Source organism: Pseudomonas sp. BF-RE-22 (genome assembly GCF_019956155.1).
Taxonomy (GTDB): Bacteria; Pseudomonadota; Gammaproteobacteria; order Pseudomonadales; family Pseudomonadaceae; genus Aquipseudomonas; species Aquipseudomonas migulae.
The window spans coordinates 45303-69614 of the sequence record NZ_JAHBDD010000002.1 but is presented as its reverse complement, the minus strand read 5'-3'; the positions used below and the strand labels follow the sequence as shown (position 1 = coordinate 69614).

Here is a 24312-nt window from a genome sequence, read left to right as displayed (position 1 = left end):
GCCGTGACGGGTTGCCTGCAATGGGTGCCGTTACTGATGCTCAGGCGAAGAGTCGGCCGCATTCATCTTCTGGATGACCAACTCGATGAACGCTGATACCGCCAGCGGCAACTGTCGGCGGCTCGGATACAGCACGTTCAGGCCGTAACCGTTGGGCTGGTATTGAGGCAACACCGGGACCAGTGCGCCGGCCTCCACTTCAAGCTTGGCCATCACCGGCGGCAGCAGCGCGATGCCGAGGCCCGCGACGGCGGCCTTGCGCAGCGCCTGGGCGGTATTGCCGCTGAAGCGTCCGGTCACTTGCACTTCTTCCTCACCGTTCGGGCCGACCAAGCGCCAAGTGGCATGGCCACCTGGATGCGCCGAGATCACACAATCGTGGTTTACCAGGTCTTGCAGCGTGCGGGGTGACCCCCGCGCCGCGAGGTAGGCGGGGCTGGCGACCATCCCTACGCTGCGCGGGTCAAGGATCTGACGACCGACATAGCCTGAATCGCGCAAGGGGCCGCCGCGAAAGGCGACGTCGATCTGCTCGGCGATCAAGTCGGCCTTCGCGTCGCTGAGCACGAAGTCGAGTCGCACGCGCGGATGCGCGGTCAGAAACTCCGTCACCCATTGCATCTGAAAAAAGTCGAAAAAGTCGGCCGGGGCCGCCACGCGCACCCGACCACTGGGCTCGTGACTGCCCGTCATCAACGCCTGTCCCGCTTCGAGCAGGCCCTCGACGGCGCCCACGCAACGCTCATGAAAGCCAAGGCCGGCACTGGTGAGCGTGAGCTTGCGAGTGGAGCGCTGCATCAGCCGAGTGCCGAGCTGCGTTTCGAGCTGCTGGATGCGCCGACTCACGGTATTGGGGGGCATGCCCAGCTGTCGCGCGGCTTCTGCAAAGCTGCCGCAACGTACTACCTGCACAAACATGGCGATGTCATTGAGGTCGAGCATGGCGAGACATTCCTGATGCTGGTGGACGAGTGCAATCCAATTGTACCGGCTTATCAAGTAATCATTCCGGGCCTATTGTCTGGAGCATCGGGCCGAAAGGCTGCCAACTTCGAGTCATCAAGATGTCTTTAAAGCAACAGCCTCAGTTCGCTACACAAGAAACCGTTACCCAGCGGGCCATTCGTTACCGCACCACCGGCAATGGGCATGGCGCGATTGTCCGGTTGATGAGCCCCTCAGACCTCGGCCAACTGCTCAAGCCTTTTGTGTTCCTTGACCTGTTTGAAGGCGAGAGCTCGTTCATCAACGGCATGCAGATGCATCCGCATTCGGGCATCGCCACGGTCACAGTCATTACCGAAGGGAATTTGCGTTTTGAGGAGGCGGATTCGGGTTCGGGGATGATTGACTATGGCGGTGTCGAATGGATGCGCGCGGGTGGCGGGGTCTGGCATGGCAAGGAAATGTCGGTAGGTACATCGAAGCGCATTCAGGGTTTTCAACTGTGGGTCGCACTCCCGCCGACGCTGGAAAACGCCAGTGTCGATAGCCAATACCTGGAGTCAGGCGTAATGCCAGAAGTGGGACCGGCGCGTGTGATTCTAGGTGCATACCAGGGTGTCCAAAGCCCGGTTCGTGCTCCCGCCGGCATGAACTACCTGCTGGTCACGCTACCTGTCGGAGAATCCTGGAGTTATGTGCCGCCCACGGGTCATGAGTCGTTGTGGTTGAGTGTCAGTCGTGGATCGCTTTGCGCTCCGGAGGTGGTCATGGCGGGAGAAATGATCGTCTTCGAACCCGGTAGCGGCACCGTTACGCTAAAGGCCATGCACAAGGAAACGGTCTTCGTGATCGGCTCCGCGCAGCCACATCCTTATGATCTGGCGCTGGGAAGTTACTCGGTGCATACCAACCCGCAAGCCTTGCGGGCGGGGGAGGCGAAAATTGCCGAGATCGGTGCACGGCTGCGTGAATACCTGAAAAAGCCGAGCGGGTCAGCCAGCGTGCCCGTTTTCAAGTAACCCGGCTTTCAGGTGATTAAACCGGTGTTGCCTGACCGCTCGTGCGGGGCGAGCGGGGGCAATGAACAACCTGTATCAGCTGAAGCGAATATCCAGCGAGCGAAGATGCGTCTGCAGCCCCGCGTCCTGAATCGGGATCAGGAACGCTTCCTGATCCGACTCGTTGAAGTGGGCGTGCCAGTAACCAGGTGGCGTTACAAAAGCCAACCCCGGGGCCCAATCCACACGAACCGGGTTACGTATCTGGCCATCGGCATCCAGTTCGGTGCCCACCAGTGAGTAGCAACCTGCCGGGCAGTCGATGATGAAATCCAGCGCAATGGACTGATGCCGGTGAGGCTTCTGGATCGAGCCGGCAGGCAAGATTCCATACATTGCCCAGAGCACATGGGTCACGGTTCGGGTTTGAGGAAAATTGCGATTAGCCAACAAAATGCTGATACGGCTGCGGTCTTGCGCGCGCGGGTCATCGGCCGCTTCACGCAGCTTCGCGTTGGCTGTATGCGCCGGATACAACGTAGGCATGAACCGATCGATGCTGCGGGTCACGCCGAGATAACGCAGCAGTGGTTCGTCATGCACGTAGTAGAGACGGGCATCCTCGGTCGCGCTGAAACGGGCGTCCAGAAGACCCGGCAGCGCAATGAAGCAGCCTTTGGACCATTCAAGGGTGTGCTCGCCCTGGGTGACTTCGCCTGCGCCGGCAATCACATAAAAAACCTGCGAGGTGGCGTTGGGGTGGAGCGTAAGGTTATCGCCCGCATTGAGGCGGATGAAGTTTGCACAAAGCCCGGGCCCGGTTGCCGGCCCTTCACAGCCCAGTGCTTCGCTCAGGTCCAGCGGCACGATCCGCGAGGGGCCAGTGGCACAGAGTGACGCTGGAAAGTTGTGGTAGGGAACGCGCGTAATGAGCTTGGCGCTGATCGGATTCGCCGCTTTGCTGTACTCGAAATATTCGGCTTCCCGCTCGTTTGTCGGCACGGCGTCTACTGCATCGATCCTGAATGTGCTGTTCACGGTGATCACCTCGATCTTTGATCCTTTGACGCAGCTTCTGTTGGATTGCCGTCAGAAGCTGCGAGGGGGGGTACAACGGGAAGTGGTGACTATCGGTTGACCATTTTCGCCGGTACGAACACCAGGATGATCATGGCCGAGACGAACACACAGCCCGCGACAATGACCAACCCTGTGGTCATCGATTGCGTCAGGTCCTTCAGGTAACCGTGCATTGCAGGGCCGGCGAAGCTGGCCAGATTGCCCGTGGAGTTAATCAGCGCAATTCCGGCCGCCGCACCTGCACCGCCCAGAAACGAGGTCGGCAGCGCCCAGAACATGGGCAGTGAGGTGATGATCCCGGCAGTCGCGATGATCAGACCGGTAATGGCCAGCCAGGGTGTCAACGGGAAGAACGCGCAAATCAGAAAACCAGGCACGGCCACCAACAGCGGAATGATTGCATGCCAACGGCGCTCCCGATGGCGATCAGAGCTTTTACCGGCCAGGTACATGCCCAGCAGTGCCGCCAGATAGGGCACCGCCGAAATGATCCCGATCGTTCGCGGGTCGGTAATGCCGGAGTTGCTGATGATGCTTGGCTGCCAGAAGCCAATGGTGCTGGTGCCCATCACCAGCAGGAACAGAATGGCGCACATCAGCCAGACCCGACCGCCGAGCAATCCTTGACGCACCGAGCTGTGGGTTTTGGAGCGGTTGTCCTGGCTGATTTCTTCGGCAACCAAGGCGCGTTGTTCTTTGCTCAGCCAATGAGCGTCGTCGACTTTGTCGGTGAGAAAGAACATCACGACAAAACCCAGTATCAGTGCCGGTGCGGCTTCGATAATGAACAGCCATTGCCAGCCGGCCAGCCCATGGACCGCGTTCATGGTGTGCATGATGTAGCCCGACACCAGGCCGCTGAGGATGCCGGACACCGGATTGCCCGCCATCAGCAGCGCGACCATCTTGCCCCGGCGATGGGCCGGAAACCAAAGGGTGAGATAGAGCACGATGCCGGGGAAAAAGCCTGCTTCGGCGATGCCCAGGAAAAACCGGGCGATGTAGAACTGCATCGGCGTCTGAACCAGTGCAGTCGCTGCCGAGATGAGCGACCAGGTGATCATGATCCGGGCGATCCAGCGTCGCGCGCCGACGCGGTGCAGGATCATGTTGCTGGGCACTTCAGCGAAGAAGTAGCCAATGAAGAAAACACCGGCGCCCAGGCCGTAGACCGCATTGCTGAAGGACAAATCGTTGAGCATGGTCAGCTTGGCAAAGCCGACGTTGATCCTGTCCAGGTAACTGACGACATAGCAAAGGAACAACAGCGGCATGAACCGCCACATGATTTTCTTGAACGTTGATTCGGCGAGGGCAGGGTCCTGTACGCCGATGTGCTGTTCTGCGGTATTGAGGATAGTCATCGCTGACTCCTTGTTATTTTTATGGAGTGCTCGTGATATCAATGCCCTGTGATCGCCAGCGAGCAGTCGAAGCGGCTGTACTCTGGCGATTGTGGCAGCTCTGAAGGTTGTCTGGATAAATCAGGTGCCGCTAAAGCGTGCCGGTCGTCGTTCCATGAAATGCGCCACGCCTTCCTTGAAGTCATCGCTCTGGATGCTCAGGAACATCTCCCGGTTGGCCTGGGCGATGGACTCGGTGAGTGTCTGGAAAGGCGACTCGCCCAACTGCTGTTTGATGACGCGTACAGAGCGGGGCGAGACATTGAGGGCCAGTTCTTCGGCGTATTTCAGGGTCTGATCCAGCAGGGCATCCGCTGCAAACAGGCGTTCGACCAGGCCCATGCTCAGTGCTTCCTGCGCCGATACCTTGCGTGACGAAAGCAACAAATCCGCGGCGTGCCCCGGCCCGACAATGCGCGGCAACAGCCAGGCAATGCCGTGTTCGGCAATCAACCCGCGTTTGGCGAAAGCCGTGGAAAACACCGCGGTTTCGCTGGCGAAACGCATGTCGCTGTACAGCGCCAGTACCAACCCCAAGCCGGCTGCGGCGCCGTTGATTGCGCTGATGACGGGTTTGCGGACGCCGGGGAAATACGAGTAACGGCTTTGGTAGTCGGCGCGACGATTCATGTCATAGGCGCGCATCCAGGCCATTTCACTGATGTCGTCGGGTGGCAGCACCTCAAGTTCATCGATGTCCATGCCGGCGCAGAATGCACGACCGTTGCCGGTCAATACGATGACGCGAACGGTGTCATCGCGATCCAGTTGAGCGAACGCTTCGCGCAGCTCTGCCTCCATCACCTTGGTCAGTGCATTCATTTTCTCGGGGCGCATCAGGGTAACGACGGCAACGTGCTCTTGAGCGCCGAAACGGCTGAGTTCGATCTGATTGAAATTCATGATTTTTCCCTCGTGCTGGCGACGGGCATTTGAATGGCGCGTATTTCCACAAACTCCTCGATTCCGTACGTACCGCCCTCACGACCAAGGCCGGAATCACCAAAGCCACCGAACGGCGCTGCCGGGTTATAGGGCGCGCCATTGACGTCGACCTGACCGGCGCGTAGTTGAAGGGCGAGGCTCAGGGCGTGATCGGTATCGGCCGCCCACACCGCGCCGGCCAGGCCATACGCTGTGCCGTTGGCAATCTCGACGGCCTGCTGTTCGCTTTCATAGGTGGTCACACTGAGTACAGGGCCAAACACTTCCTGCTGTGCCAGTGCCGATTGAGGCGGAACGCGGCCGAAAATAGTCGGCGCAATGTAGTAACCGGTCGCCGGCACTGGCGCTTGGCTGCCGCCGGCAATCAGGTCAAAACCCTGGGATTCGCTATCAGTGATCATGGCGTGAACACGGTCCCGATGCGCCGCAGACACCAGGGGCCCCATGCGTGTGGTCGCCTCCATGGGGTCGCCTAGCGTCAGGCGAGTCACCGCGTCAGCCAGCAAGGCACGGTAGGTGTCATACAACTCGACGGGGACGAGCAAGCGCGTCAGTGAGTTGCACGATTGGCCCGAGTTCAGAAAGCATGACGCGACCACGTGGCGTACGACGTTTTCGGCAGGGGCATCCGCTGTCGCGATGCAGGCTGATTTGCCACCCAACTCCAGTGAAACCCGCTTCAGTGCCTGGCCTGCCGAGGCGGCGATACGTCGGCCCACTGCGGTGGAACCGGTAAACGAGAGCAGCGCGATGTCTGGATGATCGACCAAAGCCTGGCCGGTCGCCGCGTCGCCCAGAACAATGTTCAGCACACCGTTGGGCAGGCCGGCGGCCAGTGCCGCTTCACCCAGTGCACGTGCTGTGCAAGGCGCCAGTTCCGACGGTTTGAGGACCACGGTGCAACCGGCGACCAATGCCGCGGCGACCTTGCCGGTGATCTGGTGCAACGGGTAGTTCCACGGGGTGATAGCACCGACGACGCCGACCGGGACATGGGTGATGGTGGAGTTGCCGACCTGGGCATCCGCCAGGCAATCGACCGCCAGATCAGCCGTCGCCCGCCACGCCAGAATCGGTGCCTGCACCTGTATGCGCTGCGACAGCTTGAGCGGCATGCCGACCTCGGCGGCGATCCCTTGGGCAAGCTGAGCAACGTGTTCTTCCAGTTGATTGGCGATGCCGCGCACGAAGTCAGCCCGTGTGCTGACAGGCAGCGTTGACCACGAGGCAAAGGCATTTTTTGCGGCCTCGACGGCGAGGTCGATTTCCGATGATGTGCCATGGGCGACCTGGCCCAGCCCGGCTTCGCTCGCCGAGTCGTAGACGCGAGTGCTGTCGGCGGATTGTGCGGGCGTCCAGCGTCCGTTGATCAGGTGATGTTGATAGGCAGTCATGGTGTATTTCCTTTGCGTGCACGGGCGTCGAGAAACGCGCTCATCAAGGTCTGTGGCTCACCGCTGGCATAGCATTCGAGTTGGGCGCGGATGCCGGCGGTACAGGCGTCGTCGAAACCGGGTTGAGTGAGCGCCCGGAAGCGTTGTTTGGACAGGCGGATGGCCGTCGCGGGTAGCTGCGCCAGCGAGTGTGCACGGACGATGGCTGCACCCAGGACGTCTGACGCAAGCTCTGTCACCAGCCCGATCTCGTGAGCGCGCTGGCCGTTGATGAGTTCGCCGGACAGGGACAGTTGCGCGTTGTGGGTCAGGCCGACATGCAAAGAGAGCAAGTAGGAGCCGACGATGCTCGCCAGGCCCGCTTTCACTTCAGGCTGACCGATGCGGGCGTCCGGCGTGGCAACCCGCCAGTCGCCACACAGCGCGAGTTGCATGCCTGCGCCAGCGGCGACGCCGTTGATGGCGACCACGCAGGGTTTGTCCAGGTCGCGTACGGCCTGGTACATGGCGCGTTGCGCGTTCAGCCAAGGCGCAATCTGCTTCCAGTCGACCGCGCTGGCTTCTTCCAGATCCTGACCCGCACAAAACGCCCGGTCACCGGCACCCGTCAGAACGACCGCTTTAACAGCCGGGTCGTCATTGAGTTGTGTCAGCGCGGTGATCAACGCGCTGCGCAGGTTTTGATTCACCGCGTTCAGGTTGGCGGGGCGGTTGAGCGTGACCAGTGCCACCTGATCCTCGATTTCAACCAGGACGCTGCGCTGTTGATCGATATGACTGATGCTCATGGTGCCTCCCGGTATTCGATAACGGCGTCGACCGCTACTACGCCTTCGGCCATGACCATGACCGGGTTGACGTCGACGCTCAGCAGGTTTGCCTGGTGTTGCAGGGCGAAATCACCCAGCGTCACCGCTGCCCGGGCCAGGGCCTTGGCGTCGAGTGGCGGTTGACCGCGCGCGCCCTTGAGTACCGGGGCAATGCGCAGTCGATCGATCGCTTCCAGCGCTTGCGCCTCAGTGAACGGGGCGAGCAGCGAAACGGTGTCTTTGCGGATCTCGACCAGGGTTCCCCCTTCACCGATCACGACCAGCGGACCGAACAATGGATCTACGACGACGCCAAGCATGAATTCATGCAGCCCTTTGACCGAGCGCGCGACGATCAGCCTGCCGTGGGGAACACCCAGCGTGTCCAGAGCGCCCAGGCAACGATGCGCCGCGTCCTGAACCGCTTGCGGGTCGGCGAGGTTGAGATGAACCAGACCGTGCTCGCTCTTGTGGGGAACCTGCGCAGCGCAGCCTTTGATGACGATGCGCCCGCCAAAATCAGCGGCGATACGGGCCGCGCTATCCGCGTCATGGCAAACCCGATGCTCGACGACCGGCACCCCGGCGTTTGCCAGGAGGGCCAGGCTGTCTGCCTCATCAAGCAGGCCGGCGCAGGCGTTCACGGTTGTTGCCGTGGGCGCGGGGAGTGGCGAGCCTTGCCATTGGCAATGCCGGGCGTACTGACGAAGCGCCGCTACCGCTTCGCTTTCGTTGCGGAAGGCCGGTACCCCGGCGTGCTGGAATTGCGCCCGGACATCTGCTTGAGGCGCGGTCATCACCACGGGTTTGCCGGTGTGTTGCATGAACCGCGCAGTGGTCTGAGCCAGCCCCGGCACATCGTAGCCGGGGCCTGCCACGGGGATCCCGATGAGAAACATGTCCGCTTCCGGGTCTTGGCCAAGCACATCGAGAACGGCAGGAAACATCCCGCCGTTGCCGAGCAGGGCGGCGGTGAGGTCCAGCGGATTTGCGGCGCTGGCGAAGTCAGGAATCAGACCTTTCAGGCGTTCCAGGGTTGGCGGCGCCAGCTCGGTCAGCGGCAGGCCGACACGTTCGGCGGCATCAGCGCACAGCACACCCACTGCACCGCTGTGACTCATCACGACCGCTCGACCAGCACCCGGAGCAAAACCGCTCAGGTACAGCGGTGCTGCGTTGACCAGTTCGTGGATATCGTGTGCACGCCAGATTCCATGCTTGTCGAGAAACGCATCGAGGGCGCCATCCTGGCCCACCATGGCCCCGGTGTGGGACGCGGCGGCGGCAGCGCCCTTGTTACTCACGCCGCCTTTGAGCAGCACGATGTGGCAGCCGTTTTGACGAGCGATGTGTGCCGCCTCCGCGAGCAGCATCGGGTTCGAAACCGTTTCCACGTACACCAGAATCAGGCGGATCTGCGGGTCGTCCACGAGGACGCGAGTCAGCTCCGACACGCCCAGGTCAGCGTCGTTGCCAGTGGCTGCCAGGTAGCGAACGCCATAACCCTGCTCACGCAACATCGCGTACGGCATGACGCTCGCCGCACCGCTTTGGCTGACAATGGCGATAGGTCCGTCGGCGGGCGCCACTTCCATGAACATGGTGCTGAAATTCAGCACCGCGCCGTTGGCGAAATTGGCAAATCCTTGGGCGTTGGGGCCGATCAGACGCATGCCGTGATGGCATGCGAAATCCACCAGTTCATTCTGCAACTGGCGACCGCTTTCGCCGGTCTCGGCAAACCCGGAAGCCATGACCACTGCCGTCTTCACACCCAAACGGGCGCACGCCTTGATCGCTTCCACCGCCGCAGTGCCCGAGACGGCAATGATTGCTGCCTCGGGAACGGTATCCAGCGCACCCAGATCGGGATAGCAACGCAGGCCTTGAACCGACTCGCGCTTGGGGTTGATCGGCAGGATTGTGCCGGCGTAACCCAACTTGAGCATGTAATGGATGGGCCGTCCGCCGACTTTGTTCGGGTCTTCGGATGCGCCGATGACGGCGACGCTGGACGGGTCGAACAGCGATAACGCTGCCGGGCTGATTTTATTGTTATGGGCCATGGGGGCTCTCGTTGGCTTCAGGTCTGATACGAGTCTAGGGAGCGCCATACTCATCTGGAAGTGTCATAAAGGCGATATCAGATACATCAAATAGTGATGGCTTGATGCAGGGCTGTCGTTTATGTTTCGGGCACTGGAAGAGGGCGCTGAGGGCGAGGTTAATGAATCTGAAACAGCTACAAAGCGTGCTGCTGATGGACGAGCTCGGGTCTATTTCCCGAACCGCAGTGGCGCTGGGCACCGCTCAGTCGCTGGTCAGCCGGCAACTGGCGCAACTGGAGGCCGAGTGGGGCGATCAGCTATTCGTGCGCACCGGGCGTGGCCTGGTCGTCTCGGATTTTGGGCGGCTGGTGCTACCGGAGATTCGTTTGCTGCTCGCTCAGGCCGAGCGTCTGGAAACGTTGGTCAGGGAGTCCTCAGGCGTGCCGGCAGGGACGGTGCACATCGGTGTGCTGCCGTCGATGTCGAGAAGGTTGCTGCCCATGCTGTTCACCAAGCTGCAAACCCATGCCCCCGGCGTACGCCTGCATGTGGTCGAGGGCTTCAGCGGTGATCTTGATGAGCAACTGGCAGCAGGTGCGCTGGACCTGATAGTCGTTAACCGCTACGGCATATCCAACGCGCGTGACGAAGAAACCCTCGGCGTCGTTGATACGTACCTGGTGGGTAAAGCGGGAAGCCTCAATGGGCTCAAGCAATCGATCGAGTTTGCTGCGTTGGCGGATTTTCCGCTGATCCTGCCTTCTCGCCCCAACGGGTTGCGGACCACCCTGGACCAGTTGGCGCGCAAACATCAGCTCTCGTTGAACGTGGCTATCGAAGTCGACACGCTGAACGCAATGAAGGATGTGGCGACGACAGGCGGAGCGTTCACCATCCTGCCTTTTCTGGCGGTGCAGGACGATGTCGAACGCGGGTTGCTCGATGCCGTGCGAATCACCAGGCCGGAGATCAAACGGACGATTGCCTTGGCGTTTACCCACCAGCATCCGCTGTCGAAGGCGGCCAGAGTGGTTGGCGTGCATGTCCGTGAGTTGTCCAAGGCGCTTCTTGAGTAAATCCTGCGCTTTTGAAGAATGGTCATGCCTGGGTTTTGCTCAGTCCCGCAGCGAACCTCCAGCCGATAAACCATCAGCTGCCGCTTATGAAGCGGCAGCTTTTTTATGCCTTGAAGACGCCACAAAATTACCTGGAACCAGCTTTCAAGGCTTCATCCCTGCACTTAGTGACGATCCAGCCACACCGTCTGCGCGTTGCAGAATTCCCGCACGCCGAAGTGTGAAAGCTCGCGACCAAAACCGCTCTTCTTCACGCCGCCGAAGGTGACGCGCGGATCGGAGGCGCAGTAACCGTTGATGAACACACCACCGGTTTCCAGTTCGCCGGCCATCTGTTGGGCACGTTCTACGTTGCCGGTGTAGATAGTCGCAGCGAGGCCGAATTCACTGTCATTTGCCAGTTCCAGCGCGTGGGCGGCATCGCGTGCGGTGATGATCGACGCGACCGGGCCAAACAGTTCCTGCTTGAACGAGGTCATCTGGTCGGTGACATCAGCGAAAACCGTTGGCTCGTAGAAGTTGCCGGGGCCTTCTGCTTTCTTGCCACCCAGCAACAATGTCGCGCCTTCTTCCAGGGTATCTCGCACCTGTTGATCCAGTTCATCACGCAGATCAAAGCGGGCCATCGGGCCAACGTACGTGGTGGCGGCGAGTGGATCACCGACCACCAGTTTGCGCGTGGCTTCGACGAACTTGCGTGTGAACTCCTCGACGATGCCTTGCTCGACAATCAGGCGTTTGGCCGCTGCGCAGACTTGCCCGGTGTTTTGATAACGGCCAATGACGGCGGCTTTTACGGCATCGTCGAGGTCGGCATCGTTGAGCACGATAAAAGGGTCGGAACCACCGAGCTCCAATACACATTTTTTCAACGCTGCACCGGCCTGCGCGCCGATGGCCATGCCGGCCCGCACGCTGCCGGTGAGGGTCACCGCTGCAATGAGTGAATCTTTGATCGCCGTGGAAACGCCGTCGGGCGTGACGTTGATGACTTCGAAAACCCCTTCAGGGAATTCGGCTTGCTTGAAGGCGTCCAGCAACAGGTAAGCGCTGCCCATCACGTTGGGTGCGTGTTTGAGCACGTAGGTGTTGCCGGCGAGCAGTACCGGAACGGCGCCGCGCAGAACCTGCCAGATCGGGAAGTTCCACGGCATTACCGCGAGAATCGGGCCGAGCGGGCGGTATTCAATGCGCGCTTTCCCGCCCTCAACCAGCGTCGGTTCAGCGTTGAGCATGGCCGGGCCGTGCTCGGCGTACCATTCGCAGAGCTGCGCACATTTTTCGATTTCGCCACGGGCCTGACTGATCGGCTTCCCCATCTCCAGGGTGATCATGGTTGCCATTGCTTCTGCGTTGTTGCGCAAGACGTTGGCCAGGGCGATCAGCCGTTGCGCGCGTTGCGCCACCGGTGTGCCGCGCCAGACACGAAACCCGGCCGCAGCGCGTGACAGTGCGGATTGCAGCGCCGCATCGGATTCAAAAGGGTAGTGGCCGATCTGCTCGCCGTTGGCGGGGTTGATCGAAATGGCATGGGTGAGGCTGGAAACATGGGTCATGGCACCGTCCTGCGGGGTGGGGATGGGTTCAGACTACGGTGGCATTTGTTTTCTGGAAACTGAATAATACTGATCGTACCGTTCACGTTTGGAGAATGACTTGGATCTGGTTCAGCTCGAAATTTTCAAAGCTGTCGCCGAGCACGGCAGCATCAGCGTGGCCGCTCAGCATATCCATCGGGTGCCGTCGAACCTGACGACGCGGATCAAGCAACTGGAGCAGGATCTGGGCGTGGACCTGTTTATCCGCGAGAAAAGCCGCCTGCGGCTGTCGCCGGCCGGTTGGAGTTTTCTCGACTATGCCCGACGCATCCTCGACCTGGTCCAGGAGGCCCGCGCGACGGTTGCCGGGGAAGAGCCGCAAGGATCGTTTCCCCTGGGGTCGCTGGAGAGCACGGCGGCGGTGCGTATTCCTGGGCTGTTGGCCGCCTATAACCAGAAGCACGCCAAGGTCGAACTGGCCTTGTCCACCGGTCCTTCCGGAACCATGATCGACGGCGTGCTCTCGGGTCGATTGGCCGCAGCGTTTGTCGACGGGCCGGTGCTGCATCCGGCACTGGAGGGTGTGCCGGCCTTCGAGGAAGAGATGGTGCTGATCGCGCCGCTCAACCATGCCCCGATCCACCGCGCGCAGGATGTGAACGGCGAAAACATCTACGCCTTTCGTTCCAATTGCTCTTATCGCCACCACTTTGAAAGTTGGTTCGCGAAGGACGCCGCAGTGCCCGGCAAGATTTTCGAAATGGAGTCCTATCACGGCATGCTGGCCTGTGTCAGCTCCGGGGCTGGCCTGGCGTTGATGCCGCGCAGCATGCTCGAAAGCATGCCGGGCTGCACCACTGTGAGTGTGTGGCCGTTGTCTGAGTCCTTTCGCTATTTGCGAACCTGGCTGGTGTGGCGCCGGGGCACGGTGTCGCAAAGCCTGACCATGTTCGTGCGTTTGCTCGAAGAGCGATGCGCAGCGGCGGACTTGCTGACTTGAGCGAATCGCGCCGCCATCGATCAGCAGATTCTGCCCGGCCGAAATAGCAGGGCTGCGCAAAAACCGTCAGTGCGAGTGACGCGGCTCGCCGCCACTTCGAGCGATGACCCGCATATGCAAGGTGGCCGGCTCCAGGCATCCGCCCGTCGATAACTGCCCAACCAATTGCCGGTACAGCTCTTGCCACGGCGTTTGGGACGCGGGGATGTTTGGCGTCCACTCGGCGCGACGGCGGGCCATTTCGGCTTCGTCGACCAGCAGGTTTACCGATCTTGCGTTGAGGTCCACACGCAGGCGGTCGTTGGTTTTCAGCAGCGCCAAACCTCCGCCGACAGCGGCTTCCGGAGACATGTTGAGGATCGAAGGGCTGGCCGAGGTGCCGCTCTGGCGACCGTCGCCCAGGCACGGCAGAGAGTCGATGCCTTGCTTGATCAGTGCTGCCGGTGGCGCCATGTTCACCACTTCGGCGCTACCGGGGTAGCCCACGGTGCCAGCACCACGAATCACCAGGATGCAACGCTCGTCGATTTCCAGCGCCGGGTCGTCGATTCGGGCGTGATAGTCCTCCGGTCCTTCGAACACAATTGCCCGTGCTTCAAAGCTGTTTTCTGCGCCTGGCTCGGATAGATAGGTCTTGCGGAACGCCTCGCCGACCACCGACATTTTCATGATTGCGCTATCGAAGAAGTTACCGCTGAGAACGATGAAGCCCGCGCGATGTTTGAGAGGGGTCTCGAAGGGATAGATCACGTCAGCGTTGCTGGTCAGACTGCTGCTGACGATTTCGCCGATCGTCTTGCCGCTGACCGTGGCGCAGTCTTCGTGCAGGCGCCCGGCTTTTTGCAGTTCATGCATGACCGATGGCACGCCGCCCGCGCGATGGAAACCTTCGCCCAGGTATTTGCCGGCCGGCATGCAATTGACCAGCAGCGGCACATCTTCGCCAATCCGTTGCCAGTCATCCAGGCTCAACTCGACGCCCATGTGCCGGGCGATGGCGATCAGGTGTGGAGGGCAGTTGCTTGACGCGCCGAGCGCCGACGCGACGGCGATGGCGTTTTCGAAGGCTTCGCGGGTCATGATCTGTGACGGGCGTACATCCTGCATCACCAGTTCGCAAATGCGCTTGCCGGTGGCGTAGGCCATTTGACCGCGCTCGCGGTAGGGCGCCGGAATACTCGCGCAACCCGGCAACGACATGCCCAGCGCTTCGGCCAGTGCGTTCATCGACAGTGCGGTGCCCATGGTGTTGCAGTGACCCACCGAAGGCGATGCCGCGGTGGTCATTTCCATGAAGCCTTCGTAATCGATTTCACCGGCCGCCATCAGGTTGCGCGCGTGCCAGAGTACGGTGCCGGAGCCGATCAGTTCGCCCTTGTGATGACCGTCGAGCATCGGCCCGCCGGACAGCACAATGGACGGCAGGTCAGTGGTGGCGGCGGCCATCAGGCAGGCCGGGGTGGTCTTGTCGCAACCGGTGGTGAGTACAACACCATCCAGCGGATAACCGTGGAGAATCTCCACCAGTCCCAGATAGGCCAGGTTCCGATCCAGTGCGGCAGTCGGCCGGCGTGACTGTTCGGCGATCGGGTGGACGGGGAATTCCATGGGGATGCCACCGGCATCACGAATGCCGGCCTTGACCCGCTGCGCGAGTTCCAGGTGATGACGGTTGCAAGGTGTCAGGTCGCTGCCGGTCTGGGCGATGCCAATGATCGGGCGACCCGATTGCAGCTCTTCTCGGGTCATGCCGTAGTTCATGTAGCGTTCGACATACAGGGCAGTCATGTCCGCGTGGGCAGGGTCGTTGAACCATTGCTCGCTGCGCAGACGGCGTTTAGGGGTGTCACTCATGATTCATGTCTCTCTTGTAATTGGATGAATCGACAATCTGTTCTGGCTCAGCGTGGCAGCAGTCCTCGGGACGCCAGGTTACGCAGCAAGGCGCTCACGCCAAAGGTCCAAGGCGTCGCCTCGCAGCTGTGGGTCACCTGATTGTGCAGGCTGCCGAGCAACGGGCTGCTGATGCTGACCCGGTCCCCCAGTTTGTGGGTGAAACCACTGCCGACATGATCGCGATCTTCGGTGGGCGCGAACAGGGTACCGAGAAACAGCAGGAAACCATCGGGGTATTGGTGATTGGCGTTGAGGGTCTGGCCGGCGAGGTCCTGCGGGTCACGGCTGATCTGGCTCATGGAGCTCGATCCGTGCATCCGGTAACCGTCCTCACCTTGCACCTCAAGGTCGACCACGCAGGCGCGGACATCGTCCAGGCTGAAGTGCTCGTCGAACAAGCGGATGAACGGCCCGATCGAGCAGGATGCGTTGTTGTCCTTGGCCTTGCTCAGCAGCAGCGCGCTGCGGCCTTCAAAGTCCCGCAGGTTGACGTCGTTGCCCAGGGTCGCACCGTGAATCTGCCCGCGACTGTTCACCGCCAGCACCACTTCCGGTTCCGGGTTGTTCCACTGCGAACCCGGATGAATGCCAATCCGGCTGCCGCTGCCAACAGAGGCCAGAACCGGTGCCTTGGTGAAGATTTCCGCGTCCGGACCGATGCCCACTTCCAGGTATTGCGACCACATGCCTTGTTCGATCAACAAGGCTTTCAGACGCATGGCCTGCTCTGAGCCAGGAACGATCGAACGCAGGTTGTCACCGATCACGCCGTGCACGGTGGCCCGCACGGCTTCGGCTTTGGCGGCGTCGCCACCGGCCTGCTCCTCGATCACACGCTCGATCATGCTGGCGGCGAAGGTCACGCCGGCGGCCTTGATCACCTGCAAGTCCAGAGGGGCCAGCAGGTAAGGTCGGGACGGGTCGGCGTCAGGTCCGGTGTTGGCGAGCAGGGCCTCGATGCTGGCAATGAAGGTGCCCGGCGTCTCGCGCACTGCCGACAGAGGAGCGTCCGATTCCAGCAAGTCACTCAGGGTCGCGAAGCGCTCCGACAGATCGAACACGCCGTCGGCGCGCAGGACGATCGGCGAAGGTCCGGCGATCTGGCCTGGTACCCAGGCGCGGCCGATCAAGGTACCGGCGACGCCATCGACGGGCAGGGTGTTTTCGGGAGTAAGCAATAGCGACATGGGGCATCTTCCTGGTTCGTAAAGACTTCACGCTAGGACGGACAGTCGATAAACTCCAATGAGATAAATTCAGTATTCGATAACTTGTGGTTATTACCTGTGCGAGGCGTGTTCATGTCAGATCTGTCCTTCTCCAGTTTCTGCGGTTGGCTCAAGTTCAGGCATTTGCTGCTGATCGACACGTTGGGGCGCACCCGTAACATGCACCTGGCGGCGCAACAGATGAACCTCAGCCAACCGGCCATCAGCAAGATGCTCAAAGAGATCGAAAGCCTGCTCGGTTTCGCCTTGTTCGAGCGCCAGCCACGGGCCATGCCGCCCACGGCGCTGGGCGAGCACGTGCTGCGCTATGCGCAAATCGCCTTGAACGATGCGCGCTCGTTCGTCGAGCAAATCAGCAGCCTGCGTGAGGGGGGGCACGGTCATCTCAAGGTCGGCGGAATATTTGCCGCTACGGCGGTGGCCCTGCCCGAGGCGATCTTGCAGATCAAACAGCGCTGGCCATTGCTGTCGATCGAGGTGGTGGAGCAAACCAGTAACCACCTGATGGAAATGCTTGAAGAGAAGAAGCTGGACCTGGCCATCGCCCGTTTCACCGATCAAAGCCAGCAACAGCGGTACGACTTTCAACCGCTGGCTCCCGAACCGTTCTGCATTGTGGTCAACGACCGGCACCCGCTGGCAGGTGTCGGCCCCATCTCGTTGGAGCAACTGGTGGACTTGCCATGGATTCTTTACCCGGTGGGTACGCCGATTCGCGGGCGCATGGAACTCGCGTTCGCCGAAGCCGGCGTGGGCATGCCCCGCAACACCGTCGACACCATTTCGATGCAGACCTTCCTCCAGGTGCTGCAGCGTGGGCCGATGATCGGGATGCTGCCCAATGCCATGGTCAACCCACTGCTCGAAAGCGGTCAGCTCAAGACGCTGGATACGCCTTTGCATTTGGTCCCGCAGGACTACGGCATCCTCACCCGCAAGGGCGAGCAACTGGTGGGAGCGGCTCTGGAATTTGCCGAAATACTCAAGGACAACGCCCGTTTGAACAACGATTCGGCGAGTTAAATACGATGGGGTTTATCGGTCATTTCGATAACGGATCGTTATCGGTTAATCCAAAAATGCCATTGGGAAAGAATCGATTCGCGACAGTACAGTAGCGACCAGCTTTCAATCAGGGTCAGGAGACTGTCATGCCCGAACTGTCCGGACACAATTTCATCGCGGGAGGCCGCAGCGCCGCCGGATCGGTGGTGTTGCACAGCGTTGATGCGACGACCGGGCAACCTTTGCCCACGGCCTTCATTCAGGCCACGGTCGAGGAAGTGGACGCCGCGGCAACGGCCGCCGCCCAGGCCTATCCGGTTTATCGCCATCTGCCGGCCGCCCGTCGTGCCGAGTTCCTTGAGGCCATTGCCACAGAGCTGGATGCACTGGGTGATGATTTCGTTGCCCTGGTCTGCCAGGAAACCGCTTTGCCGGCGGCACGCATCCAGGGCGAACGCGCTCGCACCAGCGGCCAGATGCGCCTGTTCGCCCAGACCCTGCGTCGCGGTGACTTCTACGGTGCACGCATCGATCTGCCACTCCCGGCACGCCAACCCTTGCCGCGCGTCGATCTGCGTCAGTGTCGCCTGGGTGTCGGCCCGGTGGCGGTGTTCGGCGCCAGTAACTTTCCGTTGGCATTTTCTACCGCTGGAGGTGACACCGCGGCTGCGCTCGCCGCCGGTTGTCCGGTGGTGTTCAAAGCCCACAGCGGACACATGGCGACCGCCGAACGAGTGGCCGAAGCCATCGTTCGCGCCGCCGAGCAGACCGGCATGCCCGAGGGCGTGTTCAACATGATCTTCGGTGCCGGCGTGGGTGAAACGCTGGTCAAGCATCCGCTGATTCAGGCCGTCGGTTTCACCGGTTCACTCAAGGGCGGCAGGGCGCTGTGCGACATGGCCGCCGCCCGCCCGCAACCGATCCCGGTATTTGCCGAGATGAGCAGCATCAACCCGGTACTGGTCCTGCCCGAGGCACTGCAAGTGCGCGGCGAGCGCATCGCTACCGAACTGGCGGCGTCGGTGGTCATGGGCGCGGGGCAGTTCTGCACCAATCCCGGCCTGGTCATCGGCATTCGCTCACCGGCCTTCAGCCACTTTGTGCAGACGCTCAGTGCCTTGATGGCTGATCAGCCCGCGCAAACCATGCTCAATGCGGGCGGCCTGCGCAGTTACGTTCACGGTTGCGAAACGTTGCTGGCGCATCCGCAGATCATTCATCTGGCAGGGCGGGCACAGCAGGGCAACAAGGCACAGGCGCAATTGTTCCAGGCCGATGCCAGCCTGCTGCTGACGGGCAACGAGTTGCTGCAGGAAGAAATCTTCGGTCCGGCCACCGTGGTGGTCGAGGTGGCCGATCGGGCCGAACTGTTGGCGGCCTTGCACGGTTTACGCGGCCAACTGACCGCGACCTTGCTGGGGGAGACGGCAGAGTTGGAACAGTCCGCCGACCTGGTGGCGCTGCTTGAGCAAAAAGTCGGTCGTGTACTGGTCAATGGTTACCCCACCGGTGTGGAAGTCTGCGATGCCATGGTCCACGGCGGTCCTTGGCCGGCGACATCCGATGCCCGTGGCACCTCGGTTGGCACATTGGCCATCGATCGCTTCCTGCGTCCGGTGTGCTACCAGAACTTCCCGGACGCCTTGCTTCCTGACGCGCTGAAGAACCGCAATCCATTGGGACTGACGCGCCTGGTCAACGGAGAAAAAACCACCGAAGCACTCTAGTCATTGCGCTATGCCGAGTGAACGGTTCACTCGGCCTGACCCATTCGATAAAAACAATCAGGCATGTCCACATGCCCAGGGGTTACCTCATGCAAACGATATCCGAGCAATTGCCCGCGCAGGCGCAGGCCAGCGCCCTCGAATTTGAAGACCGGACCTACCGCAAGGTGATCTGGCGAATTCTTCCTGTCCTGCTTCTGTGTTACATGGCCGCTTACCTGGACCGGGTCAATATCGGCTTTGCCAAACTCGACATGCTCAACGAGCTGCAGTTCAGCAATACCGTCTATGCCTTGGGCGCCAGTATGTTCTTCTGGGGCTACTTCCTGTTTGAAGTGCCAAGCAACCTGTTGCTGCATCGCTACGGCGCGCGCTTCTGGATCGCCCGGATCATGTTGACCTGGGCCGTGATCTCCATGGCCGTGGCGTTCACCGTGCCACTGGCGGGTTTCTTCCACATCGAATCGAGCACGATGTTCTACGTGCTGCGCTTCTTGTTGGGCATCTGTGAAGCCGGCTTTTTCCCGGGTGTGATTCTGTACCTCAACTACTGGTTTCCGACCCATCGGCAAAGCCGGGTGATGTCCGGGTTCCTGATGGCTTTGCCGGTCAGCCTGACCCTGGGCGGGATCCTTTCCGGTTGGTTGATGAGCAGCATGCAAGGCGTGCAGGGCATGTCCGGATGGCAATGGATGCTGATCATCGAAGGCATTCCCTCGATCATCATGGCGTTCGTCGTCATCGTCTGCCTGGCCAACAACATCGACTCCGCCAAATGGCTGTCCGCTGCGGAGAAAGCCTTGCTCAAGGCCAATCTGCAAACCGATAACCAGGGCAAGGCTTCGCGCCTGAGCGAGGTGTTTTTCAATCCGCGGGTGTGGTTGCTGGTCCTGATCCTGCTGACCTTCAACACCGGCTTCTACGGCCTGGCGTTCTGGATGCCCTCGATCATCAAGAGCACCGGCATCACCAACAGCTTGCACATTGGCCTCCTGACCGCCATTCCCTATTCGATTGCCACGGTTGCGATGCTGCTCAACGCACGGCACTCCAACCGGACCGGTGAGCGTCGTATGCACGCGGCGATTCCGGCCTTCATCGGTGGTTTGGGGTTGATCCTGAGCGCGTATTTCGCCGACAACCTGGTGTTGTCCGTGTTGTTCCTCAGCGTATCTGCCTCGGGGATCCTCAGCCTGATGCCGATTTACTGGACCCTGCCGGGGACCGTGCTTTCCGGTGTCGCCGCTGCGGCGGGTATCGGCATGATCAACGCCTTCGGCAACCTCTCCGGTTTCACCGGCTCGATGATCACCGCCGTCGCTGAAAACCTGACCGGCAATATCAACAACGGCACCTATGTACTGGCGCTGTGCTTGTTCGTCAGCGGCGGGCTGATCCTCGCCATCCCCGCGTCGATGCTCGGCAGAACCCCAAAAACAGCACCCCTCACCGCGAAGCTGGAGGCTGCATGAACCTGCAGAACAAACGGGTGCTGATCACGGCGGCGGGGCAGGGTATCGGCATGGCCAGCGCCATTGCCTTTGCCCGGGCCGGTGCCGAAGTGTTTGCCACGGACCTCGATATCAGCAGGCTGGAAGGGCTTGAAGGCATAACGGCGATTACCCTCGACGTGACATCGACCACCGCCATCAGCGAAATCAGTGAGCGCATCGGCGCACTGGACGTGCTGTTCAACTGCGCAGGCTACGTGCACAGTGGCAACATTCTCGAGTGCGATGAAGCAGACTGGGCGCGGTCGATGGACATCAACGTCACCGCCATGTACCGCATGATCCGCGCGTTCCTGCCGGGTATGCTGGAACGCGGAGGTGGATCAGTCATCAACATGTCATCGGTGGTTTCCAGCATCAAAGGCGTGCCCCATCGTTTTGCCTATGCTGCCAGCAAAGCGGCGGTGGTAGGGCTGACCAAGGCGGTTGCCGCCGACTTCATCAGTCAGGGCATTCGCTGCAACGCCATTTGCCCCGGTACCGTGGAATCGCCGTCGCTGCGTCAGCGCATTGCCGCACAGGCTGCGCAACAAGGCGTCGACGAAGCACGGGTCTACCAGCAATTTCTTGACCGCCAACCCATGGGTCGCATCGGCAGTGCCGACGAGATCGCCCAGTTGGCTTTGTACCTGGGCAGCGATGCGTCCGCCTACACCACGGGCGGTGTGCATGTCATCGATGGCGGCATGAGCATCTGAAACCCGCTTCGCACTTTCGGTTTGAGCAGGAGAACTAAATGAAACTGTTGCGTTATGGCGAAAAAGGTTCGGAAAAACCGGGCCTGCTGGATGCCGATAATCAGATCCGCGACCTCTCGGCGCATGTACCGGATATCGCCGGGCTGGCCCTCAGCCCGGAAAGCCTGGCAACGCTTGCCGCCATCGATCCGTCCAGCCTGCCCATCGTTGCCGGTAAGCCACGGATAGGCGCCTGCGTCGGCCAGGTCGGCAAATTCGTCTGCATTGGTCTGAACTACGCCGATCATGCGGCTGAGTCGAACATGGACGTGCCGAAAGAGCCGATCATCTTCAACAAATGGACCAGTGCCATCTGCGGCCCGAACGACAACATCGAGATCCCGCGCGGTTCAAAGAAGACCGATTGGGAAGTCGAACTCGGCGTGGTCATCGGCAAAGGCGGGCGCAACATCGATGAAGCCAACGCTATGGAGCATGTCGCCGGCTATTGCGTGATCAACGATGTCTCTGAGCGCGAATGGCAACTGGAGCGGGGCGGTACCTGGGACAAGGGCAAAGGCTTCGATACCTTCGGTCCGCTCGGCCCGTGGCTGGTAACCCGCGATGAAATCACCGATCCGCATGCGCTGGACCTGTGGCTCGATGTCGACGGACACCGCTACCAGCAAGGGAATACGCGGACGCTGATCTTCAACGTGCCGCAACTGATTGCTTACCTGAGTCGTTGCATGAGCCTGCAACCTGGCGACGTGATTTCGACGGGCACGCCTCCGGGCGTTGGGCTGGGCATCAAGCCACAGCCGGTTTTCCTGCGCCCGGGGCAGACCATACGCCTGGGCATCGCGGGATTGGGCGAACAGCAGCAAGTCACCGTGCAGGCGGATTGAGGCAAGCTTTCCCAAACACCAGAAACGACAAAGCCCCGAGCAATCGGGGCTTTGTCGTTTTTATCGGGTCTTGTTAACTCAAACTCAGCTTAGCGAGGACAAATCACTAACGTCGCACGGGTCCCCCTTGGCGTCCGGTTTTCCAGTTTGATTTCCCCTCCCGTACGATCTGCGATTGCCTTGACGATGGCCAGCCCCAGGCCTGCCCCTTGGCCATTGCCACGGCTGTAAAAACGCTCAAGGAGCCGATTGCGTTCCGACTCTTCGATTCCGGGCCCTTCGTCCTCGACGGATAACTCATAGCGATCTTCTTTTCTTTCCAGGCGCACGCTGATCAAACCGTGAGCCGGTGAAAAGTTTGCTGCATTCGTCACTAGATTGTTCAAGGCAATGTGGATGTCGGCCGAATCAATCCTGACCGGGCCGATGTCATCATCCGCATCGAAAACCAGTTCAAGTCCTTTGCTCAAAAGCCAGGGAGTCAACTGCACCAGGCTTTCTCGAACGGTGGCTGTGAGGTCAATGGGGGGAGGGATTTTGGCTGCCGTCTTCGGTTCGAGACGCGCCATGGTCAGCAATTGGTTGACCAGCCGGCTGGTACGATCGACGCCGGCGATCAGGTGTTCAAGTGATTCGCGTCGATCATTTTCGGTGCCGGCCTCCAGCAGGTTTTGTGCGTGCACCCGCAAGACGGCCAAGGGCGTGCGCATTTCGTGGGCGGCGTCGGCAATGAAGCGCCGCTCACGTCCGAGCACGTCCTGAATTTGCGCAAGCATGCGGTTGAGTGCCGCCTGCATCGGTTCAAGTTCGCTGGGCAGCGGTGTCATTTGCAGCGGCTCCAGCGAGCCGCTATGGCGTGCGCGCAGGGTCGCGGCCATATCGGCTAACGGCTTGAGCCCCCAGCCGATGGCCAGCCAAACCATCGCCGCGAGGATCAGGCTGCCCAGCATGTTCGGCCACAGGGTGTGGCGGACGATGCGATCGACCAGATCCGCCCGCACATCGTCGCGTTCACCGACCCAGATACGCAGGCCATTTTGTTTGTCTTCAAGGACAAAGGCGCGCCAGTGACGATTGTTCAAATCCACCACGTCACTGAAACCGGGTGTGTTCGGTGGCGTGCCGAACGAGGGCGCACTGGCGGTGTGCACCAGCACTTCACCTTTGGGACTCCACACCTGAAAGGCGATTTTCCTTTCGTACGGATGACCATCGCCGCGAGGCACTGCCTCGCCCAGCGCCGTATTGAACGCCTGGTACAGATCCGCATGTTCCTGACTCGCCAAAGGCATGCGCATCACGCCTTGCAACAGGCGGGCATTCTGCGCCAGTTGCGCATCGTAGACCTCGGCGATTTCGTGGTTGCTGTCGTGCACGTTAAACAGGCTGATCACCGCCAGTCCGGCGAGCATCAAGCCGATGATCAGCGTCAGCGTACGGCGACGGATCGACGTCATCGACGTTCCTCCACCAGATAGCCCACACCGCGAACGGTGCGGATCAGGTCGGTGGAGAATTTCTTGCGCAGGTGATGGATGTGCACTTCCAGGGTGTTGCTTTCCGCTTCTTCATTCCAGCCGTACAGCAATTGCATCAAATGATCGCGGGTCATGACGCGACCCGGTGGCGAGAGCAATTCGTGCAACAACTGGTATTCCTTGGGGGTCAGCCCCACGGGCTGGCCAAGATAGCTGACCTGCTGCGTGCCGGGGTTGAGGCTGATGCCAGCGTGCTCGATCAGCATTTGAGCGCGTCCGGCGCTGCGCCGCAGCAGGGCGCGCAACCGGGCTTTGAGTTCGGCCAGGTCGAACGGTTTGATCAAATAGTCATCGGCGCCGGCATCCAGCCCGGCGATGCGGTCTTCGGTGGCATCGCGGGCGGTGAGTATCAGGACCGGCAAGTTGGAACCGCTGTCGCGCAGGCGTCGCAGCACTTCGAGACCGTCCATGCGCGGCAGGCCGAGATCAAGCACGGCCAGGTCGAAGGTTTCACTGAGCAAGGCATGCAGGGCGCTGCTGCCGTCCTTGATCCAGTCGACGGTGTAGCCTTCGCGCCCGAGGGCCTGGTGAATGCCTTCGCCGAGGGCGACGTCATCCTCGATCAGTAATAAACGCACGCGAACT

20 protein-coding genes are annotated in these 24312 nt (G+C 60.8%); 8 read left to right on the top strand and 12 right to left on the bottom strand.

The features are described 5' to 3' along the window. Positions 1-30: 30 nt before the first annotated feature. The gene (locus KGA82_RS01295; protein WP_223449417.1) at positions 31-942 is read right to left on the bottom strand and encodes a LysR family transcriptional regulator; all 912 of its coding nucleotides are present in this window, start codon (positions 940-942) and stop codon (positions 31-33) included. A 122-nt stretch (positions 943-1064) separates the two neighbouring features. On the opposite strand from KGA82_RS01295, the gene KGA82_RS01290 reads away from it, so the two are divergent. Continuing rightward, positions 1065-1964, top strand: coding sequence for a pirin family protein (locus tag KGA82_RS01290; protein WP_223449416.1), 900 nt, complete (start codon positions 1065-1067; stop codon positions 1962-1964). Positions 1965-2039: 75 nt separating this feature from the next. Here the strand turns inward: KGA82_RS01290 and KGA82_RS01285 are convergent, their stop codons facing one another. The 6 genes from KGA82_RS01285 to KGA82_RS01260 form a co-directional block, all read right to left on the bottom strand. Next, a complete protein-coding gene (locus KGA82_RS01285) occupies positions 2040-2981 on the bottom strand; it encodes a cupin (protein WP_223449415.1) in 942 nt (313 codons plus the stop codon). A gap of 89 nt (positions 2982-3070) precedes the next feature. Continuing rightward, on the bottom strand, positions 3071-4387 hold the full coding sequence (locus tag KGA82_RS01280; protein WP_192228350.1) for an MFS transporter: 1317 nt from the start codon (positions 4385-4387) through the stop codon (positions 3071-3073). A gap of 120 nt (positions 4388-4507) precedes the next feature. Next, entirely contained in the window at positions 4508-5329 is an 822-nt protein-coding gene (locus tag KGA82_RS01275) for an enoyl-CoA hydratase (protein WP_192228349.1), read from the bottom strand. Continuing rightward, positions 5326-6765: an aldehyde dehydrogenase family protein gene (locus tag KGA82_RS01270; RefSeq protein WP_223435198.1), complete on the bottom strand. Its 1440-nt coding sequence runs from the start codon at positions 6763-6765 to the stop codon at positions 5326-5328. The genes KGA82_RS01275 and KGA82_RS01270 overlap by 4 nt, the downstream gene beginning before the upstream one ends. Then, positions 6762-7553, bottom strand: a complete 792-nt coding sequence (locus KGA82_RS01265; protein ID WP_223435199.1) for an enoyl-CoA hydratase/isomerase family protein — start codon at positions 7551-7553, stop codon at positions 6762-6764. The genes KGA82_RS01270 and KGA82_RS01265 overlap by 4 nt, the downstream gene beginning before the upstream one ends. Continuing rightward, on the bottom strand, positions 7550-9640 hold the full coding sequence (locus KGA82_RS01260; protein ID WP_223449414.1) for an acetate--CoA ligase family protein: 2091 nt from the start codon (positions 9638-9640) through the stop codon (positions 7550-7552). The genes KGA82_RS01265 and KGA82_RS01260 overlap by 4 nt, the downstream gene beginning before the upstream one ends. Positions 9641-9801: 161 nt before the next feature. Between KGA82_RS01260 and KGA82_RS01255 the strand changes: the two genes are divergently transcribed. Continuing rightward, positions 9802-10698, top strand: a complete 897-nt coding sequence (locus KGA82_RS01255; protein ID WP_223449413.1) for a LysR family transcriptional regulator — start codon at positions 9802-9804, stop codon at positions 10696-10698. 164 nt (positions 10699-10862) lie between these two features. Here KGA82_RS01255 and KGA82_RS01250 read toward each other — a convergent pair whose 3' ends face one another. Continuing rightward, a complete protein-coding gene (locus KGA82_RS01250; RefSeq protein WP_223449412.1) occupies positions 10863-12254 on the bottom strand; it encodes an aldehyde dehydrogenase family protein in 1392 nt (463 codons plus the stop codon). 100 nt (positions 12255-12354) lie between these two features. On the opposite strand from KGA82_RS01250, the gene ptrR reads away from it, so the two are divergent. Next, positions 12355-13236, top strand: coding sequence for a putrescine utilization regulator PtrR (gene ptrR / locus KGA82_RS01245; RefSeq protein ID WP_192415615.1), 882 nt, complete (start codon positions 12355-12357; stop codon positions 13234-13236). A 66-nt stretch (positions 13237-13302) separates the two neighbouring features. On the opposite strand, the gene KGA82_RS01240 is transcribed toward ptrR, so the two are convergent. Further along, positions 13303-15090, bottom strand: coding sequence for an IlvD/Edd family dehydratase (locus tag KGA82_RS01240; protein WP_223449411.1), 1788 nt, complete (start codon positions 15088-15090; stop codon positions 13303-13305). Positions 15091-15137: 47 nt separating this feature from the next. After that, positions 15138-16319 carry a fumarylacetoacetate hydrolase family protein gene (locus tag KGA82_RS01235; RefSeq protein WP_008024778.1) on the bottom strand — a complete coding sequence of 394 codons (1182 nt, stop codon included), beginning with the start codon at positions 16317-16319 and terminating at the stop codon, positions 15138-15140. Positions 16320-16433: 114 nt separating this feature from the next. Between KGA82_RS01235 and KGA82_RS01230 the strand changes: the two genes are divergently transcribed. From KGA82_RS01230 to KGA82_RS01210, 5 genes are all read left to right on the top strand, one after another. Continuing rightward, positions 16434-17384 carry a LysR family transcriptional regulator gene (locus tag KGA82_RS01230; protein ID WP_008024779.1) on the top strand — a complete coding sequence of 317 codons (951 nt, stop codon included), beginning with the start codon at positions 16434-16436 and terminating at the stop codon, positions 17382-17384. A 128-nt stretch (positions 17385-17512) separates the two neighbouring features. Further along, positions 17513-19093, top strand: coding sequence for an aldehyde dehydrogenase (NADP(+)) (locus tag KGA82_RS01225; protein ID WP_223449410.1), 1581 nt, complete (start codon positions 17513-17515; stop codon positions 19091-19093). A gap of 89 nt (positions 19094-19182) precedes the next feature. Beyond that, positions 19183-20565, top strand: coding sequence for an MFS transporter (locus tag KGA82_RS01220; protein ID WP_032832480.1), 1383 nt, complete (start codon positions 19183-19185; stop codon positions 20563-20565). Continuing rightward, positions 20562-21302 (top strand): SDR family oxidoreductase, encoded by a 741-nt coding sequence (locus KGA82_RS01215; protein ID WP_223449409.1) that lies wholly within the window; start codon positions 20562-20564, stop codon positions 21300-21302. The genes KGA82_RS01220 and KGA82_RS01215 overlap by 4 nt, the downstream gene beginning before the upstream one ends. A 38-nt stretch (positions 21303-21340) precedes the next feature. Beyond that, positions 21341-22189 carry an ureidoglycolate lyase gene (locus tag KGA82_RS01210; RefSeq protein WP_223449408.1) on the top strand — a complete coding sequence of 283 codons (849 nt, stop codon included), beginning with the start codon at positions 21341-21343 and terminating at the stop codon, positions 22187-22189. An 89-nt stretch (positions 22190-22278) separates the two neighbouring features. Here the strand turns inward: KGA82_RS01210 and KGA82_RS01205 are convergent, their stop codons facing one another. Both KGA82_RS01205 and KGA82_RS01200 read right to left on the bottom strand, forming a co-directional pair. Then, on the bottom strand, positions 22279-23646 hold the full coding sequence (locus KGA82_RS01205; RefSeq protein WP_223449407.1) for a sensor histidine kinase: 1368 nt from the start codon (positions 23644-23646) through the stop codon (positions 22279-22281). Beyond that, the gene (locus tag KGA82_RS01200) at positions 23643-24305 is read right to left on the bottom strand and encodes a response regulator (RefSeq protein ID WP_008028051.1); all 663 of its coding nucleotides are present in this window, start codon (positions 24303-24305) and stop codon (positions 23643-23645) included. The genes KGA82_RS01205 and KGA82_RS01200 overlap by 4 nt, the downstream gene beginning before the upstream one ends. Positions 24306-24312 lie beyond the last annotated feature (7 nt).